Source organism: Sulfitobacter sp. HI0027, assembly GCF_001634775.1.
In the GTDB taxonomy this organism is placed as follows: domain Bacteria; phylum Pseudomonadota; class Alphaproteobacteria; order Rhodobacterales; family Rhodobacteraceae; genus Sulfitobacter.
On record NZ_LWER01000183.1, the window covers coordinates 92921 to 108607 of the forward strand.

The following is a 15687-nucleotide window of genomic DNA, read 5'->3' on the forward strand; positions in this document are numbered from 1 at the left end:
ACAAAATGAAGAAGCTCATCGCCGCCGCACTGGCAACCACGGCCCTGACCGGCGCTGCACTGGCTCAATCCGCAGATGTCACCGAATTTCGCATCGGCATCCTCGGCGGGGAAAACGCGCAGGACCGGATGAACTCCTACGAATGTCTGCGCGGCTACACCGAAGAGCGCCTTGGCGTTTCGGCCAAACTCTTTGCCCCTGCCGACTATAACGGCGTTATCCAAGGCTTGCTGGGCGGCACGCTCGACATGGCATGGCTCGGTGCCTCGGCCTATGCCGCCGTTCACCTGCAAGACCCCGAAGCGGTTGAGCCGGTGCTGGTCAAGATCAACCTTGATGGCTCCTACGGCTACCACTCCATCGGCTTCGCGCGCAAAGATGCGGGTATCGGCAGCCTTGAAGACATGCAGGGCAAGGTCTTTGGCTTTGGCGATCCGAACTCCACCTCCGGCTACCTGATCCCTTCCATCGAAATCCCCCAGACGACCGGTGCCACCATGGAATCTGGTGACTACTTCGGCGAAGTGAAATTCACCGGCGGGCATGAGCAGACCATCGTCGCGGTCAACAACGGTGATGTGGCGGGCGGCGTGACATGGGCCGACGGTCAGGGCAATTGGGAAGACGGCTATAACTCCGGCGCGCTGCGCAAAGCCGTGGACGCGGGCCTTGTCGACATGAACGATCTGGTGGAAATCTGGCGCTCCAAGCCGATCCCCGAAGGCCCGGTCGTGCTGCGCAAAAACCTGCCTGAAGAGGTCAAAGCGACCATGACCCAACTGGTGGATGAGCTGCACGAGATGGATGCCGATTGCGCTTACGGCGTGGCTGCGGGCGAGAGCCTTGGCTTCGATCCGATTGCCCATGACGCCTATGTCTCGATCGTCGAAGCGCGCAAGGCGAAATCCAACTGATCCTAAGGGGCAAAAGACATCTGGCAGGTCCCGGCAACGATTGTCGGGGCCTGTCGTCATAGGGGGACGACAGATGCAACAGACCACCACCGCGCCGCAGATCACGGCGGACTACCTTGCCCATACCCGACAAAAGCGGGTGATGAATATGATCCTGCTGGTCGTTTTCATCGCCCTGCTGATCGGCGGTTTCGGCACCGCCAATGCCCGCAACGCTGGCGGGTTCTGGAACGGGCTGCCCAATGTCTTTGATTTCCCCGCCGATGTGCTGAGCGAGGCATGGGAGCGCATTCATCTGCTGCCCGGCTATTTCGTCAAATACCTCCCCTCTCTCATCGAGACGGTGAACATCGCCGGGGCCGCGACGCTGATCGGTGCGCTTTTCGCGTTCTTCGCCGCCCTGCTGGCCACCCGTGGCCTTGCCCCCGCCCCATGGCTCGTCGGCCCCCTGCGCCGTTTGTTGGACGTGCTGCGCGCTGTGCCTGAGATCGTCGTCGCCCTCGTGCTGATCTTCCTGCTCGGCGGCGGCCCGGTGCCTGCGATGATCGCCATCGCGCTGCATACCGTGGGCGCGCTTGGCAAACTTTTTTCCGAGGTGAACGAGAACGCCTCCCTCAAACCCGTCGACGGCCTTGCCTCTGTCGGGGCGGGCTGGCTGCAACGCATGGTGCTGGGCGTCGTGCCGCAGGTCGCGCCCAACTACCTCTCCTACGCGCTGCTGCGGTTCGAGGTGAACATCCGCGCATCGGCCATCCTCGGCTTCGTGGGCGCAGGCGGCATCGGCTATGACCTGCGCAACACGATGTCTTGGGGCCAAGGCAAATTCGATGAGGCAGCCGCGATCTTTCTGCTGCTCTTCGGCACCATCATCATCGTCGACCAAGTCTCAAGCCATTTCCGTAACCGGCTGACCCATGGCCGCGCCTATAAGGACAAGGGAGCCATCCTGTGACCGACCTTACCGCTTCCACCCTCCCCGCGCAGCAGGTCGCCAGCCGCAGCTTTCGCCGCAAGCGCATGGCGAGCCTTGCCGCTCCGGTGCTGATCCTCGTGTATCTCACCTACGTCTTCTTTGCCTTCGACGTGGCGGGGCTGGGCGATCGCATCAATGTGTCGAACATGAAGACGCTGGTCGCCGACAGTTACAGCTACAAAACCCATGTCGCCCGCGACAATCGCAATGGCGAGATGGAGATCGCCATCGAAGGCGAACGCAAGGGCCGCTATGCGCCGGGCACCGCCCCCGATTGGGTCACCTTAGGCGAGACTTCTATCGTCGAGCTGGGCAACGGCCATACCGTCGAACTGGGGCCAGAGGTGCGCTATGACGTGCCGGGCTACGGGCTGATCACCGCCACACCGGGCCGCAGCGGCGTCAACGCAACCCTGCCCGACGGCCCCCTGCCTGACTGGATCAACGCCTCGAAAAACCGCCTTGCCATAACCACGGAGGCAGGCCGCCTGACGATCACCCGCAACCGGGCCGAGGTTTTCCGCTATTTCAATGGGTGGGAGCTGTTCTTCTTCACGCTCGACAGCCCCTATCACGGCATGTCCCCGCTAGAGCTGCTGCGCAGTGGTGAATACGGCGCGATCTGGCAGGATTTTTGGACCAACAAAATGTGGCGTCATGGCGATGTGGCATGGGCGCTGGTCGAGACGGTCCTGATGGCCTTTCTCGGTACCTTTGGCGCGGCGATGATTGCCCTGCCGTTGGGGTTCCTCGCGGCCAAGAACTTCACCCCTCTGGGCGGCCTGCGCTTCGCCGCGCGACGGCTCTTTGACTTCCTGCGCGGTGTCGACGGGCTGATCTGGACCATCGTTCTCTCCCGTGCCTTTGGCCCCGGCCCGCTGACCGGCTCGCTGGCGATCCTGCTGACCGATACCGGCACCTTCGGCAAAATCTTTTCCGAAGCGCTGGAGAATGTGGACGACAAGCAGATCGAGGGCATCGCCTCCACCGGGGCAGCACCTGTGCAACGCTACCGCTTTGGCGTCATCCCACAGATCACCCCGGTACTGCTGAGCCAAATGCTCTATTATCTGGAGTCCAACACCCGCTCTGCCACCATCATCGGCGCGATCACCGGGGGCGGGATCGGCCTTTTGCTGACCCAAGCGATCATCACTCAAAAGGATTGGGAGGAGGTCAGCTATTACATCGTGCTGATCATCCTGATGGTTATCGCGATGGACAGCTTCTCGGGCTGGCTGCGCCGCAAGCTGATAGCGGGCACCGAGGCGGGTCACTAAGGCCGCGCATCAATCGCCGGGGTTCAGCGTCAGCGTCACGCGGTCCCCGGCGAACCATGTCACCCCATATTCCACCGGCACACCCTCCGGGTCCACGTTGATCCCGGCAGACCGCAAGATCGGCGCGCCTTCGGTCAGCCGCAAATGCAGCGCCTGCGTGGCATTGGCCAGTTTCGCCGTCAGCCGGGTCGAGGCGCGGGTGTAATCTGCCACCCCGCCCTGCGCCAAGGCCGAGGTGACCGAGCGGCTGGTCTCAAGCGCTTTTAACAGATCAGGGAACCGCGCGGCAGGAAACAGGCTGCGGAAAATCGCGATGGGCTGGTCATCGGCCAGCGACAGCCCCTCATAGACATGCACGAGCGCCTCACCCTCCAGCCCAAGCTGCTCGGCCTCATGAGCTGAGGCTGCGCGCGTCTCCAACGTCAAAATCTCCTTCGCTGGCACCCGCCCCGCCGCAGCAAGGTTCTGGTGGAACCGCACCCTCTTGCCGATGGGGTAATCCGTGGGCCGCTGCGCCACGAAGACCCCCGCTCCGCGACGGCTGTAGGTCAGCCCGCTCTCGTTCATGTCGCTGATCGCCCGGCGCACCGTATGGCGGTTGACCCCGAAACGCGCCGCCAATTGCGCCTCGGTCGGGAGCCGATCGCCGGGGGCGTATTTCCCCGTGGCGATGTCATGGGTGAGCGTGGCGGTGATGGTTTTCCAGATCGCAGTTCGGGCCATGTCGCAGAAGTTTCACATATCCATGCTTGCGCCAGCGGGAGGCCAGCGGCTAATACTTGTATAGTTGTATAGTAAATTAGACAAATGCACAAGGTGTCTAGATGACGGTTGAAATCAAAGAAAAGACCCGCGATCGGCAGGCTTGGATGGGCCTGCTCGCGCGGGCCGAGGCCGCTGATCTGGCCCGGCTCTGGGCGCGCTACGGCGCGGTTCCAGCCCATGACCTGCTCCGCGCGCCCGAGATCGGTGGCGTCATGCTGCGGGGCCGGATGGGCGCTCTGGGCGATGCCTTTAACATGGGCGAAATGTCGGTCACGCGCTGTTCGGTGCGGCTTGCGGATGGGCCTGACGGCCACGCCTATATCCAAGGCCGCAGCCGCGACAAGGCGCTGCAAGCCGCCCTCGTTGATGCCCTGATGCAAAGTGATGCCGCCGATGAGGTCCGCAGCAAACTGCTCGACCCACTGGCCGAGATCGAGGGCCAACGCCGCGCCCGCCGCGCCGCCAAAGCCGCCGCCACCAAGGTCGATTTTTTCACCATGGTCAGAGGAGAAGACTGATGCAGACCCTATCGCTGACAGGCGGGTTTCGCGACGCGCCGAAAGACGCCGCTTTCGCCTTTCGCGCGGTGATGAACGCCATGGCCAAACCGGGTGAGATCAACAGCGTGACCGGGGCCGAACCGCCTGCGGGCCTGTCCACCGCCGCCGGGGTCGTCTTGCTGACACTCTGCGACCCCGAAACGCCGCTCTACCTCGCGCCCGGCTTTGACCGGCCCGAAGTGCGCGACTGGATTACCTTCCACACCGGCGCGCCCTTCGCCCCGGCCAATGCGGCGCACTTCGCCTTAGGCGCTTGGGACGACCTGCCGCGCGGCGACTTCCCCCTCGGGACCGCCGCCTACCCCGACCGTTCCGCAACGCTGATCGTCGAGGTGGATGATCTACAGGCCAAAGGCGCAACCCTCACCGGCCCCGGCATCAGAGACCGCACCGCGCTGTCGCTGCCCGAACGCGCCGCCTTCCAGCAAAACGCGGCGCTCTTCCCGCGCGGTTTGGATTTCATTTTCACCTGCGGCGACCGTCTGGCGGCGCTGCCCCGAAGCACAAAGGTGTCCTGATGTATGTAGCGGTAAAAGGCGGCGAGCGGGCGATTGACAACGCTCACGCATGGCTTGCCGAAGAACGGCGCGGCGACGCAAGCGTGCCGGAACTGAGCGTCGCGCAAATTCGCGAGCAGATGACGCTGGCGGTGAACCGGGTGATGGCCGAAGGCTCGCTCTATGACCCTGACCTCGCCGCGCTGGCGATCAAACAGGCGCGGGGCGATCTGATCGAAGCGGTGTTTTTGATCCGCGCCTATCGCACCACCCTGCCGCGTTTCGGGGCCTCGCGCCCGATGGACACCGGCACCATGGCCTGCGACCGCCGCGTCTCGGCCACCTTCAAGGATGCGCCGGGCGGGCAGATTTTGGGGCCGACCTTCGACTACACGCACCGGCTGCTTGATTTCAAACTGGCCGCCGATGGTGAGGTGCCGTCCGCGCCCGAAGTGGCCGATGCCGAGCCTTCTAAAGACACGCCGCACATCATGGAATTCCTCGACCGCGAAGGGCTGATGCAGCGCGACACGGATACCAGCACCCCGCCGCGCGATCTGACCCGCGAGCCGCTGGAACTGCCCGCCACCCGCGACCTGCGGCTGCAAGCGCTGACCCGCGGCGACGAAGGTTTCGTGCTTGGCATGGCCTACTCCACGCAGCGCGGCTATGCGCGCAACCACGCCTTCGTCGCGGAACTGCGCATCGGCAAAGTGGCGGTCGAGATGGACATCCCCGAACTGGGTTTCGCCATCGAGATCGGCGAAGTTGAGCTGACCGAATGTGAGACGGTGAACCAATTTGCAGGCTCCAAGACCGAGCCGCCGCAGTTCACCCGCGGCTATGGGCTGGTCTTCGGCATGTCTGAGCGCAAGGCGATCTCCATGGCGCTGGTGGACCGGGCCCTGCGTTGGGAGGAGTTGGGGGAAGACAACCTCGGCGCGCCTGCGCAGGACGCGGAATTCGTGCTCTATCACGCCGACAACATCCAAGCGACGGGGTTCTTGGAGCATATTAAACTGCCCCATTATGTCGATTTCCAATCCGAGCTTGAACTGATCCGCAAGCTGCGCCGCGAGGCGACAGCGGCGTCCCAAGACGCGCCCCGGGAGGCCGCAGAATGAGCCCTGCCATGACACAGAGTGACCAAGACAGGCATGAGGACCGGGGCATGAACGACTACAATTTTGCCTATCTGGACGAGCAGACCAAACGGATGATCCGCCGCGCGATCCTGAAAGGGTTGGCGATCCCCGGCTATCAGGTGCCCTTTGCCAGCCGCGAGATGCCAATGCCTTACGGTTGGGGCACCGGAGGGGTGCAGGTCTCCGCCGCCGTGCTGACGCCCGAGGATACCTTCAAGGTGATCGACCAAGGGGCGGACGACACGACCAACGCCGTCTCAATCCGCCGCTTTTTTCAAAAGACGGCTGGCGTTGCGGTGACCGAGGCCACGACCGAGGCCAGCGTCATCCAAACCCGCCACCGCATCCCCGAAGCCGCGCTGCGCGAGGATCAGGTGTTGGTCTATCAGGTGCCGATCCCCGAACCGCTGCGTTTTCTTGAACCTTCGGAAGTAGAGACCCGCAAAATGCACGAGCTGGAGGAATACGGGCTGATGCATGTGAAACTCTACGAAGATATCGCCCAGCATGGTGCGATTGCCACGGCCTATGCCTATCCGGTCAAGGTCGAGGGGCGCTATGTGATGGACCCCTCGCCGATCCCGAAATTCGACAATCCGAAACTGGAAATGGCCGCGGTTCAACTCTTCGGCGCAGGGCGCGAGCAGCGGATCTATGCGTTGCCACCCTATACGCAGGTCGTGTCGCTGGATTTCGAGGACCACCCCTTTGAGGCCAGCAAGGCAGACCACCCCTGCGGCCTTTGCGGGGCCGAGGACAGCTATCTGGATGAGTTGATCGTCGATGACGCAGGCGGGCGTTTGTTCATGTGCTCCGACACCGATTATTGCGCGGCCCGTCAGGCCGCCGGGCATCGCGGCGCGGATGCGGCACCTACCTTGGAGGGCATGGCATGACTCCTTTGCTGCAAGTTGAAAACATCGCGAAATTCTATGGCGCGCGGATCGGCTGCACTGATGTCAGCTTTGACCTCTACCCCGGTGAGGTGATGGGCATCGTCGGGGAAAGCGGCTCGGGCAAGTCGACGCTGCTGAACACGCTGGCGGGGCATCTGACCCCGGATCGCGGGGCGGTGCGTTTCGACACCCGCGCCGATGGCCTGCGCGACACGGTGACGATGAGCGAGCCGGAGCGCCGGATGCTGTCGCGCACAGATTGGGCCTTTGTCCACCAACACGCTCGCGACGGGCTGCGCATGAACGTCAGCGCAGGCGGCAATGTGGGCGAGCGGCTGATGGCCGTTGGCGCACGGCATTACGGCGACATCCGCGCCAGCGCCACCGATTGGCTGGGCCGGGTGGAGATCAACGAAGACCGGATCGACGACCGGCCTTCGGCCTTCTCTGGCGGGATGCAGCAGCGCTTACAGATTGCCCGCAACCTCGTGACCGGGCCACGATTGGTATTCATGGACGAACCCACCGGCGGGCTGGACGTGAGCGTGCAAGCGCGGCTGCTCGACCTGCTGCGCGGGCTTGTGCGCGAGATGGGGCTGAGCGCGATCATCGTGACCCATGATCTGGCGGTGGTGCGGCTGCTGGCAGATCGGCTGATGGTGATGAAGGACGGCCATGTGGTGGAAACCGGGCTGACGGATCAAGTCTTGGACGACCCGCAGCATGGCTATACGCAGCTTTTGGTCTCTAGCGTGCTACAGGTTTGACGGTGCAGGGAAATGTTTCGCACGCGAAACAAAGGACAAACGTTAACAATAGGTTAAACAAGGTTAAACCCATGATACGCGTGGAAAATGTAAGCAAATCCTTCACCCTGCACAACCAAGGTGCGGCGGTGATCCCGGTGATGCGTGGCGGTGAATTGACCGTGGCACGCGGCGAATGCGTGGCGCTGACCGGAGCGTCGGGGGCCGGGAAATCGACGCTGATGCGGATGATCTATGGCAACTACCTGACCGCCTCGGGCCGGGTCATGGTGGGCGATCTGGATGTCGCCCAAGCCGCCCCGCGCGAGATACTGGAGTTACGCCGCCATGTGCTGGGCTATGTCAGCCAGTTCCTGCGCGTCGTGCCACGGGTGGCGACGCTTGATGTGGTGGCCGAGCCGCTCCGGGCGGTGGGCAGCAGCGAAGCCGACGCACGGACGCGGGCCGGAGAACTGCTGGCGCAGCTCAACATCCACGAACGCCTCTGGCAGCTCAGCCCCACGACCTTTTCCGGCGGGGAGCAGCAGCGCGTGAACATCGCGCGCGGCTTTGCGCACCCCTACCCCGTCTTGCTGCTGGATGAGCCGACGGCGAGCCTTGATGCCACCAACCGCGCTACGGTGCTGGCGCTGATCGAAGAAGCCAAGGCCCGCGGCACGGCGATCTTGGGCATCTTCCATGATGAGGCCGCCCGCGACCAAATCTGCGACCGCGAGGTGGATGTGACCCGTTTCACCCCCGGATTGGCCGCATGAGCGGGCGCTTTATCGCGGTGGTTGGCCCGTCGGGTGTGGGCAAGGACAGCGTGATGGAAGGACTGGCCGAAACCCTGCCCGACCTTTTCCTCGCCCGCCGCGCCATCACCCGGCCCGGTGAGGCCGGGGGCGAGGATTTCGACGGGATCAGCGAGGCGGCGTTTCTGCGGCTCGAAGCGGAGGGCGCCTTTGCCTTGAGTTGGGCCGCGCATGGGCTACGTTATGGCATTCCCATCGCGGTTGAAATGGCGCTGGCCGAGGGGCGCGACGTGCTGGCGAACCTCTCTCGCAGCATGCTGACCGAGGCCAAAATGCGGTTTGCGCGGTTCGAAGTGCTGTCGCTGACCGCTTCGCCCGATGTATTGGCGGACCGGCTGCGGGGCCGTGGGCGCGAAACCGAAGCAGAAATCACCGCACGGCTAGCCCGGGCCGACCGCGCCCTGCCCGACCATATCGCGGCGATAGAGATCGACAACTCCGGCCCGCTCAAGCAGACCGTGGCGCAGGCGCTGGCGGCGCTCTATCCCGAGAGGGCGGCGCGGTGAACCTCGTGGAACATACCGTCTTCGGCCTGCCCCACCAGCGTCAGGCTGTCCAGAATAAAGGGCTGCGGCAGATGCGGCGTGATATAGGGGGCCAGCGCTGCGGTGACCTGCGGCAGATCGCCCTTGGGCAGCTTGCCGGTCAGGGTGATGTGAAAGCGGAACGCCTCCATCACGTAAGGATAGCCCCATTTGGTGAGGTTCGCCTCTTGTGCAGGCGTCAAGTTGGCTTGGCGGCGGCGGGCCAGATCGGCTTCGGAAGGAGGCGCGCGGAACGTGTCGAGGCCGCGCACCACCTCGGCGGCCATGGCGTTGAGCGCGGCGGTGCCCCCCTCAGGCGTCAGCGCCAGAAAGCGGCCCAGCGGGGTCAGGCTGAGACCATCCAGCGTGACGGGGGCAAGCTGCGTGCACGATGTCTCGAACGCGGATTGCAGGCCGTCAGCCGTAGCCCCCTCGGCCAAAACGAAAGGCGGCTTGATCGTCGCATGCAGCCCGTATTTGCGCGGTGTTTCGGTCAGGGCGGCCACGTCCAGCGCGGCCACTTCAGGATGCGCCACGGCCTGCCCGCGCGCCACATCCCAGCCCAGCCAAGCGGCCCCAGCCTCGGCCAAACTGCCCTGCGGCGTGTAATAGATCGCGTAGCGGTCGAACTTCATTCATCTTCTCCCTGCATCCATGGATGCGCAACAAGCGTGACGTTCACATGACAAAAGAAACCATTCTCGCCAATGCCAAAATCATCCTGCCCGATGCGGTGATCCCCGGCAGCGTGGTGCTGCGTGACGGGGTGATCGCCGATATCGCGGAAGGCACCGCCCTGCCCAAAGGAGCGGTCGATTGCGAGGGCGGCTACCTCGCCCCCGGGCTGGTCGAACTCCACACCGACAACCTTGAGCGCCACATGAAGCCGCGCCCCAAGGTCGACTGGCCGCACCGCGCGGCGATCATCGCCCATGACCGCGAGTTGGCGGGCACCGGGATCACCACGGTTTTCGACGCGATCCGGGTGGGGTCGATCCTGTCGGACGAAAGGCGCAAACGCTACGGGAAATACGCCCGCGACATGGCCGATGAAATCCTGACGATGCGCGACAGCGGGGCGCTGGCGATCAGCCACCATATCCACCTGCGGGCCGAGATCTGTTCGGAAACGCTGGTGGAAGAACTGGCCGAGTTTGGCCCCGACGACAAAGTCGGCATCGTTAGCCTGATGGATCACACGCCGGGCCAGCGGCAATTCCGCGATGTGCAAAAGTTCGAGGATTACGTCTGCGGCAAGAACGGTCTGCCCCGTGAGGATTTCGGCGATTACGTCACCTTCCTGCATGGGCTGCAAGAACGGCTGGGCGCGAAACATGAGGCGGCAGCGGTGGCGGCGGCGGCGCGCTATGGCGCGGCGCTGGCCAGCCATGATGACACCACGGCCGAGCAGGTCGCGACCAGCCACGCTCATGGCGTGCGCTTGGCCGAATTCCCCACCACCCGCGCGGCGGCAGAGGCCTGTCACGCCCAAGACATCGCAACGATCATGGGCGCGCCGAACCTCGTGCGCGGCGGGTCGCATTCGGGCAATGTGGCGGCAAAGGAATTGGCGGAACTGGACTTGCTGGACATCCTGTCGTCGGATTATGTCCCCGCGGCCCTGCTGCTGGGGGCGGTGCAACTGGGCAATCTATGGGGCGATATGGCGCGGGGGCTGGCGACCGTCACTCGCACGCCCGCGCATCACGTAGCCCTGACCGACCGGGGCGAGATCGCCTTGGGCGCGCGGGCTGATCTGATCCTGTTCGAGGTGATGAAAGACGCGCCGATCCTGCGGTCGGTCTACGCCATGGGCCATCGCGTCGCGTAGCCTCTCATCCTCTACGGCATCCGCCAGCTTGGCGGGTGCTGGCCCGCGTTTTTCTGCGCGAAAACCCGCCCCTTGAAAGAATGTGCTTTTTGCGCTCGTCTTGCCGCTTCATAAGACTAGGTTACAAATACCCTGCAACTTGCAGGTCGAATTTAGCCGGGTCCAGCGACCGACAAGCTTGAGGAAAATGGTGCAAGAAGCATTGAGATTGGCGAGTGATCGCCTTGGGCAGATCGTAGAAGACGCGGCAAGCGAAGTTTACCTGTTTTCAGTCGAAGACTTTACCTTCACCCTCGCCAATCGCGGCGCGCGGGAGAACCTTGGCTATTCGATGGAAGAGCTGCGCGGCATGGCGGCGTGGGACATCAAGCCCGAACTGTCGCGCGAGGCGTTTCTGGACCTCGTTGAGCCGCTGGTCAACGGCAAGACGACAACGATTGAATATGAGACGGTCCACCAGCGCAAGGACGGCTCGCGGTATTGCGTTCTGACCCATTTGCAGCTGATCTCAACCGAAGGCGAAAAGGTCCTTTATGCGGCCATTCAGGACATCACCAAACAGAAAGAGACCAACGCGGCGCTGACCAAAGTCTCGGCCCGGCTGGACGCGATCCTGAGCAACACTACGATGGCCATCTTCATGATGGACGACAAACAGCAATGCGTCTTTATGAACCGCGCAGCCGAAGAGTTGACCGGCTATAAATTCGAGGAAACCGTCAAAAGACCGCTGCATGATGTGATCCACCACACCCACCCCGACGGGCGGCATTTCCCGATCGAAGACTGCGCCATCGACCGCGCTTTTCCGGAAAACCACCAGACGCAGGGTGAGGAAACCTTTGTCCATAAGGACGGCAGTTTCTATCCCGTGGGCTTCACCGCCTCGCCGATGAAGGATGAGACCGGCAAAACCGTGGGCACCGTGATCGAGGTCCGCGACCTGCGCGAGGAACTGCGCGCACGCAATGCCGAAATTGAGTTCAACAACGCGCTGAAAACCAAGGTCGAAGAGGCCATGGCCGAACGGGACCGGCTTGAGGCGCAGTTGGTACAGGCGCAAAAGATGGAAGCCGTGGGCCAACTCACTGGCGGCATCGCGCATGATTTCAACAACCTGCTTCAGGTGGTGGGCAGCAACCTTCAGCTTTTGTCAAAGGAACTGGCCGAGGTCGACGCCAAGCGGCGGTTTGTCGACAACGCCATGGCGGGTGTGTCGCGCGGCGCAAAGCTGACCGCGCAGCTGCTCGCCTTTGGTCGGCAGCAACCCTTGGAGCCGAAGCCGCAAAACCTTGGCCGATTGGTGCGGGGCATGGACGACATGTTGCGCCGCACCCTTGGCGAAGGGATCGAGGTCGAAACGGTGATCTCGGGCGGGCTGTGGAACTGTCTTGTCGATCCGGCGCAGTTGGAAAACGTGATCCTGAACCTTGCGATCAACGCGCGCGACGCGATGGCCCACCATGGCAAGCTGACAATCGAAGTGGGCAACGCCGCCCTTGACGACGCCTATGCCCAAAGTCACCCGAATGTGGCCCCCGGCCAATATGTCATGCTGGCGATCACCGATACCGGCGCAGGCATCGCACCGGAGATCATGGAAAAGGTCTTTGATCCCTTCTTCACCACCAAAGACACGGGCGAAGGCACGGGGCTTGGCCTCAGCATGGTTTACGGCTTCATCAAACAGTCCGGCGGGCATATCAAACTCTACAGCGAAGAGAACCAAGGCACGACCGTGCGGGTCTATCTGCCGCGCACGCAGCGCCAGGAAGAAAGCGCCCCGCTGCCTGCCGCAACCGAAACGCCCACCGGCAGCGGTGAGGTGATCCTTGTGGTCGAAGACGACGCCGCCGTGCGCGAAACCGCCGTCGATCAGCTGCGCGATCTTGGCTATGGCGTGCTCACCGCCGAGAATGCCGATAGCGCGTTGGCAATCGTCAAAAGCGGGGTGAAGATCAACCTGCTGTTCACCGATGTGGTCATGCCCGGCAAAATCCGCAGCCCCGAGCTTGCCCGCGAGACCAAGGCGCATCTGCCGAATGTCGGCGTGCTCTTTACCTCGGGCTATACCCAAAACGCGATTGTCCACGCCGGGCGGCTGGACGAAGGGGTCGACCTGCTGAGCAAGCCCTACACCCGCGAGCGGCTGGCGCTGAAAATTCATGAGATTCTCTCTCGCCAATCCAGCACCGATGCCGCCCACGTGGCGCAGGATGACGCGCACAGCGCCCCTGATGACGCGCTCAAGGTCTTGCTGGTCGAAGATGACGCGCTGATCAGCATGGCGACCGCGGATATGCTTGCCGATCTGGGCTATGCCGTGACCGAAGCCGACAGCGTCGCCGCCGCCGAACGCAGCCTTGAGGCCGAGCGGTTCGACATCATGTTCACCGATCTCGGCCTGCCCGACGGCTCTGGCATGGATCTGGTGCAGCACGTCACGCAACTGCGACCCGAGATCACGGTCATCATCGCCTCGGGGGCCGATCCGCGAGAATATGCCGAAGGCGAGGCCGAGCCCGCGCGCTATGTCAGCTTGATGAAACCCTATGACGAGCATTCTTTGAAGCGCGCCTTGGAGCAGTGCAAAGAGCCGGCAGGATAAGGCGGCTAGGATCAGCCTGGTTTTCGATCTATGACGTGAGAAAACAAAAGAGAGGCAGATCATGCGCAGGATTACATTCGCAGCAGTTTCCACCCTTATCTTCGTCGCAGGTTGCGCAGGCATCGCCGCCGATCAGGTGATGGTCCACCGCACCGGACCGGATGAGCTTTTGAAGCTGCGGTCTGGGCCGGGACTTGATTTTGGGGTCATCATGGGGCTGCCCGATGGCACCATCTTGAACCGCCGCGATTGCGTGACCGAGATTGGCCAGCTTTGGTGTCGGGTGTCCTTGGCCGATGCGCCAGAGGTGCAGGGCTATGTCTCGGCGGATTATATCTCTGACGTCTGATCTATAGGTCAGACTGCGGGCGGCGCGCATTTGGTGCCGCCCGCGGCGCTCTTGGGTCAAGCCACCGCGCCCCAGCCCAGTTGGCGGCGCCTGTCGTCGACAGGGTGGGGCATTCGCCCCCTGCAAGCCCCCTGTCGCCCCCCCTGTTCGGCCCACCTGTCGATTTCCGCGTGCACCGCTCTATCTCAGCCCTTTACACCCTTCGTGAAACCGCTGAAATATCTCAAGAGTAAGGAACACCATGTGCCGCTTCCTCGCCTATATCGGACCTGAACTGCCAATCGAGGCGCTGCTCCTTGCCCCAGAGAACAGCCTGCTGAACCAAAGCCTTGATCCGGAACTTCACCCCAGCCTGCAACTGGCCGGTTGGGGCTTCGCCGCCTGGAGCGCGCATCTGCTGAAACCCGACGCGCCGCTGCTTTATCACCGGCCCAAAGCGGCCTTTCACGACGACAATGCCAAGACCCTGATCCCCAGCCTACAGGCCCATACGATGCTGTCGCATATCCGCGCGGCCTCTTATGACGCCAGCGTCGTGCAGGCCGATGAAAACTGCCACCCGTTTTCCTTTGACCATACCCCGTGGATCATCGCGCAGAACGGTGCCCTGCCCCATTGGCGGCAGTTGCAACGTGAACTTCTGCCCCATTGCAAAGATCAATACCTCACCCAGATGCGCGGCACGACGGATACGGAATTTCTTTATGTGCTGCTGCTGTCATTGCTGGAAGGCGACAGCGATGACGATGTGCAGCGCGGATTTGAAAAACTATTGCGGGTCATTTGTGAGGCCGCGCGAAAACTTGATCTGGCGGCATTGACCAAGCTAAAAATCGCGCTTGTCAGTTCAGATCGTATTATCGGCGTAAACTATGGCTGCGGGCATGACGGCGAGACCGATGTGACCGGCGACTGGAAGAAACTGCGCGACGAGGACTTACCCCTCTCTATGCTGCTTGAACCGGTCTATATACTGACAGGCGCGAACTTTGAGGATCATGCGGACTCCTATAAGGTCGACCCCTGCCCCGAGGGCGAAGCCGAATCGGCGATTTTTGCCTCCGAGCCGCTGACCGAAGATGGGGATGAATGGCAGGAAATCGAGTTTGGCGAGATCGTGTTTCTGGAGCGGAAAGACGGGCTTATCTCCAAAACGGTGCGCAAGCTCGACGTTTGATCGCCCTCCCCAGCCGATAGGAGCCATATCATGACGGATCGTTTCCAGAACTATGCCGACCTCTCTGCCGAGATGCTGCGCGATGATGATTACCAGATACGCGCCGAGGATCGAGGCAGCGCGGTGATCATCATCGCGCCCCACGGCGGTACGATTGAGCCTGAGACCAGCCTGATCGCCGAGGCCATCGCGGGAAGCGACTATTCCTACTATTTGTTCGAGGCGCTGAAGGCCGGGGCGCATGGGGATTTCCACATCACCTCGCACCATTTTGATGAGCCGCAGGCGTTGGAACTTGTGGCAAGCGCGCAGGTCGCCGTGGCGATCCATGGCCGCAAGGATGATGGCACCGAAACGGTCTGGCTTGGTGGGCGCGCCGAGGCGCTACGCGATGCCATCGGCGCGGCCCTGCGCGACGCGGGGTTTGACGCGGCACCCAACACCACCCTGCCCGGCGTGCATGAGACGAACATCTGCAACCGCACCCGCTCTGGCGAGGGGGTGCAGCTTGAACTGCCTCGGTCGCTGCGGCGTGCCCTCGCCGAGGATGCGGATATGTTAGAGAGGTTTTGTCTGGCGGTGCGCGGGGCGCTTTAGCCAAAGGCGG

At 62.8% G+C, this 15687-nt stretch carries 17 protein-coding genes; 15 read left to right on the forward strand and 2 right to left on the reverse strand.

Annotated features, from left to right (window positions below; all coding sequences use genetic code 11):
• Positions 1 to 5 precede the first annotated feature (5 nt).
• The 3 genes from phnD (at position 6) to phnE (A3722_RS11885) (ending at position 3167) form a co-directional block, all read left to right on the forward strand.
• Complete coding sequence (gene phnD / locus A3722_RS11875) at positions 6 to 914, forward strand: phosphonate ABC transporter substrate-binding protein (RefSeq protein ID WP_067623285.1); 909 nt, start codon at positions 6 to 8, stop codon at positions 912 to 914.
• 73 nt (positions 915 to 987) lie between these two features.
• A complete protein-coding gene (phnE, locus tag A3722_RS11880) occupies positions 988 to 1866 on the forward strand; it encodes a phosphonate ABC transporter, permease protein PhnE (protein ID WP_067623282.1) in 879 nt (292 codons plus the stop codon).
• A 65-nt stretch (positions 1867 to 1931) separates the two neighbouring features.
• Entirely contained in the window at positions 1932 to 3167 is a 1236-nt protein-coding gene (phnE, locus tag A3722_RS11885) for a phosphonate ABC transporter, permease protein PhnE (RefSeq protein WP_236627398.1), read from the forward strand.
• A 9-nt stretch (positions 3168 to 3176) separates the two neighbouring features.
• On the opposite strand, the gene phnF is transcribed toward phnE (A3722_RS11885), so the two are convergent.
• Positions 3177 to 3890 carry a phosphonate metabolism transcriptional regulator PhnF gene (gene phnF / locus A3722_RS11890; RefSeq protein ID WP_067623277.1) on the reverse strand — a complete coding sequence of 238 codons (714 nt, stop codon included), beginning with the start codon at positions 3888 to 3890 and terminating at the stop codon, positions 3177 to 3179.
• A 101-nt stretch (positions 3891 to 3991) separates the two neighbouring features.
• Here phnF and phnG point away from each other — a divergent pair, with 101 nt between their 5' ends.
• The 7 genes from phnG to phnN all read left to right on the forward strand — a co-directional run bounded on the left by phnG (position 3992) and on the right by phnN (position 9097).
• A complete protein-coding gene (gene phnG / locus A3722_RS11895) occupies positions 3992 to 4450 on the forward strand; it encodes a phosphonate C-P lyase system protein PhnG (RefSeq protein WP_067623274.1) in 459 nt (152 codons plus the stop codon).
• Complete coding sequence (gene phnH, locus A3722_RS11900; RefSeq protein WP_067623271.1) at positions 4450 to 5010, forward strand: phosphonate C-P lyase system protein PhnH; 561 nt, start codon at positions 4450 to 4452, stop codon at positions 5008 to 5010. Before phnG ends, phnH begins: the two co-directional genes overlap by 1 nt.
• Positions 5010 to 6113, forward strand: a complete 1104-nt coding sequence (locus A3722_RS11905) for a carbon-phosphorus lyase complex subunit PhnI (RefSeq protein ID WP_067623268.1) — start codon at positions 5010 to 5012, stop codon at positions 6111 to 6113. Before phnH ends, A3722_RS11905 begins: the two co-directional genes overlap by 1 nt.
• A gap of 47 nt (positions 6114 to 6160) precedes the next feature.
• On the forward strand, positions 6161 to 7030 hold the full coding sequence (locus tag A3722_RS11910) for an alpha-D-ribose 1-methylphosphonate 5-phosphate C-P-lyase PhnJ (protein ID WP_067623308.1): 870 nt from the start codon (positions 6161 to 6163) through the stop codon (positions 7028 to 7030).
• Positions 7027 to 7797 carry a phosphonate C-P lyase system protein PhnK gene (gene phnK / locus A3722_RS11915; protein WP_007117460.1) on the forward strand — a complete coding sequence of 257 codons (771 nt, stop codon included), beginning with the start codon at positions 7027 to 7029 and terminating at the stop codon, positions 7795 to 7797. The genes A3722_RS11910 and phnK overlap by 4 nt, the downstream gene beginning before the upstream one ends.
• Before the next feature lie 71 nt (positions 7798 to 7868).
• Complete coding sequence (gene phnL, locus A3722_RS11920; RefSeq protein WP_067623263.1) at positions 7869 to 8552, forward strand: phosphonate C-P lyase system protein PhnL; 684 nt, start codon at positions 7869 to 7871, stop codon at positions 8550 to 8552.
• Positions 8549 to 9097 carry a phosphonate metabolism protein/1,5-bisphosphokinase (PRPP-forming) PhnN gene (gene phnN / locus A3722_RS11925; RefSeq protein WP_067623260.1) on the forward strand — a complete coding sequence of 183 codons (549 nt, stop codon included), beginning with the start codon at positions 8549 to 8551 and terminating at the stop codon, positions 9095 to 9097. The genes phnL and phnN overlap by 4 nt, the downstream gene beginning before the upstream one ends.
• Here the strand turns inward: phnN and A3722_RS11930 are convergent.
• Positions 9073 to 9750 (reverse strand): DUF1045 domain-containing protein, encoded by a 678-nt coding sequence (locus A3722_RS11930; RefSeq protein ID WP_067623256.1) that lies wholly within the window; start codon positions 9748 to 9750, stop codon positions 9073 to 9075. The two genes, phnN and A3722_RS11930, sit on opposite strands and share 25 nt — an antisense overlap.
• Positions 9751 to 9797: 47 nt before the next feature.
• Here A3722_RS11930 and A3722_RS11935 point away from each other — a divergent pair, with 47 nt between their 5' ends.
• From A3722_RS11935 to A3722_RS11955, 5 genes are all read left to right on the forward strand, one after another.
• Positions 9798 to 10946, forward strand: a complete 1149-nt coding sequence (locus A3722_RS11935) for an alpha-D-ribose 1-methylphosphonate 5-triphosphate diphosphatase (RefSeq protein WP_067623254.1) — start codon at positions 9798 to 9800, stop codon at positions 10944 to 10946.
• Positions 10947 to 11154: 208 nt separating this feature from the next.
• Complete coding sequence (locus tag A3722_RS11940; RefSeq protein WP_236627397.1) at positions 11155 to 13554, forward strand: hybrid sensor histidine kinase/response regulator; 2400 nt, start codon at positions 11155 to 11157, stop codon at positions 13552 to 13554.
• 61 nt (positions 13555 to 13615) lie between these two features.
• Positions 13616 to 13903, forward strand: a complete 288-nt coding sequence (locus tag A3722_RS11945) for an SH3 domain-containing protein (protein ID WP_067623246.1) — start codon at positions 13616 to 13618, stop codon at positions 13901 to 13903.
• A 241-nt stretch (positions 13904 to 14144) separates the two neighbouring features.
• Positions 14145 to 15080, forward strand: coding sequence for a class II glutamine amidotransferase (locus A3722_RS11950; RefSeq protein WP_067623243.1), 936 nt, complete (start codon positions 14145 to 14147; stop codon positions 15078 to 15080).
• Positions 15081 to 15110: 30 nt separating this feature from the next.
• Positions 15111 to 15677, forward strand: coding sequence for a poly-gamma-glutamate hydrolase family protein (locus tag A3722_RS11955; protein WP_067623239.1), 567 nt, complete (start codon positions 15111 to 15113; stop codon positions 15675 to 15677).
• The last annotated feature ends 10 nt before the right edge of the window (positions 15678 to 15687 follow it).

Excerpts from the sequence above, each read along its gene's own strand:
- A3722_RS11950 (WP_067623243.1), top strand. The coding sequence starts at position 14,145 with ATGTGCCGCTTCCTCGCCTATATCGGACCTGAACTGCCAATCGAGGCG.
- phnF (WP_067623277.1), bottom strand. The coding sequence starts at position 3,890 with ATGGCCCGAACTGCGATCTGGAAAACCATCACCGCCACGCTCACCCAT.
- A3722_RS11905 (WP_067623268.1), top strand. The coding sequence starts at position 5,010 with ATGTATGTAGCGGTAAAAGGCGGCGAGCGGGCGATTGACAACGCTCAC.
- A3722_RS11930 (WP_067623256.1), bottom strand. The coding sequence starts at position 9,750 with ATGAAGTTCGACCGCTACGCGATCTATTACACGCCGCAGGGCAGTTTG.
- phnH (WP_067623271.1), top strand. The coding sequence starts at position 4,450 with ATGCAGACCCTATCGCTGACAGGCGGGTTTCGCGACGCGCCGAAAGAC.
- A3722_RS11945 (WP_067623246.1), top strand. The coding sequence starts at position 13,616 with ATGCGCAGGATTACATTCGCAGCAGTTTCCACCCTTATCTTCGTCGCA.
- A3722_RS11935 (WP_067623254.1), top strand. The coding sequence starts at position 9,798 with ATGACAAAAGAAACCATTCTCGCCAATGCCAAAATCATCCTGCCCGAT.
- phnG (WP_067623274.1), top strand. The coding sequence starts at position 3,992 with ATGACGGTTGAAATCAAAGAAAAGACCCGCGATCGGCAGGCTTGGATG.
- phnN (WP_067623260.1), top strand. The coding sequence starts at position 8,549 with ATGAGCGGGCGCTTTATCGCGGTGGTTGGCCCGTCGGGTGTGGGCAAG.
- phnE (WP_067623282.1), top strand. The coding sequence starts at position 988 with ATGCAACAGACCACCACCGCGCCGCAGATCACGGCGGACTACCTTGCC.
- phnE (WP_236627398.1), top strand. The coding sequence starts at position 1,932 with ATGGCGAGCCTTGCCGCTCCGGTGCTGATCCTCGTGTATCTCACCTAC.
- phnL (WP_067623263.1), top strand. The coding sequence starts at position 7,869 with ATGATACGCGTGGAAAATGTAAGCAAATCCTTCACCCTGCACAACCAA.
- phnK (WP_007117460.1), top strand. The coding sequence starts at position 7,027 with ATGACTCCTTTGCTGCAAGTTGAAAACATCGCGAAATTCTATGGCGCG.
- A3722_RS11910 (WP_067623308.1), top strand. The coding sequence starts at position 6,161 with ATGAACGACTACAATTTTGCCTATCTGGACGAGCAGACCAAACGGATG.
- A3722_RS11955 (WP_067623239.1), top strand. The coding sequence starts at position 15,111 with ATGACGGATCGTTTCCAGAACTATGCCGACCTCTCTGCCGAGATGCTG.
- phnD (WP_067623285.1), top strand. The coding sequence starts at position 6 with ATGAAGAAGCTCATCGCCGCCGCACTGGCAACCACGGCCCTGACCGGC.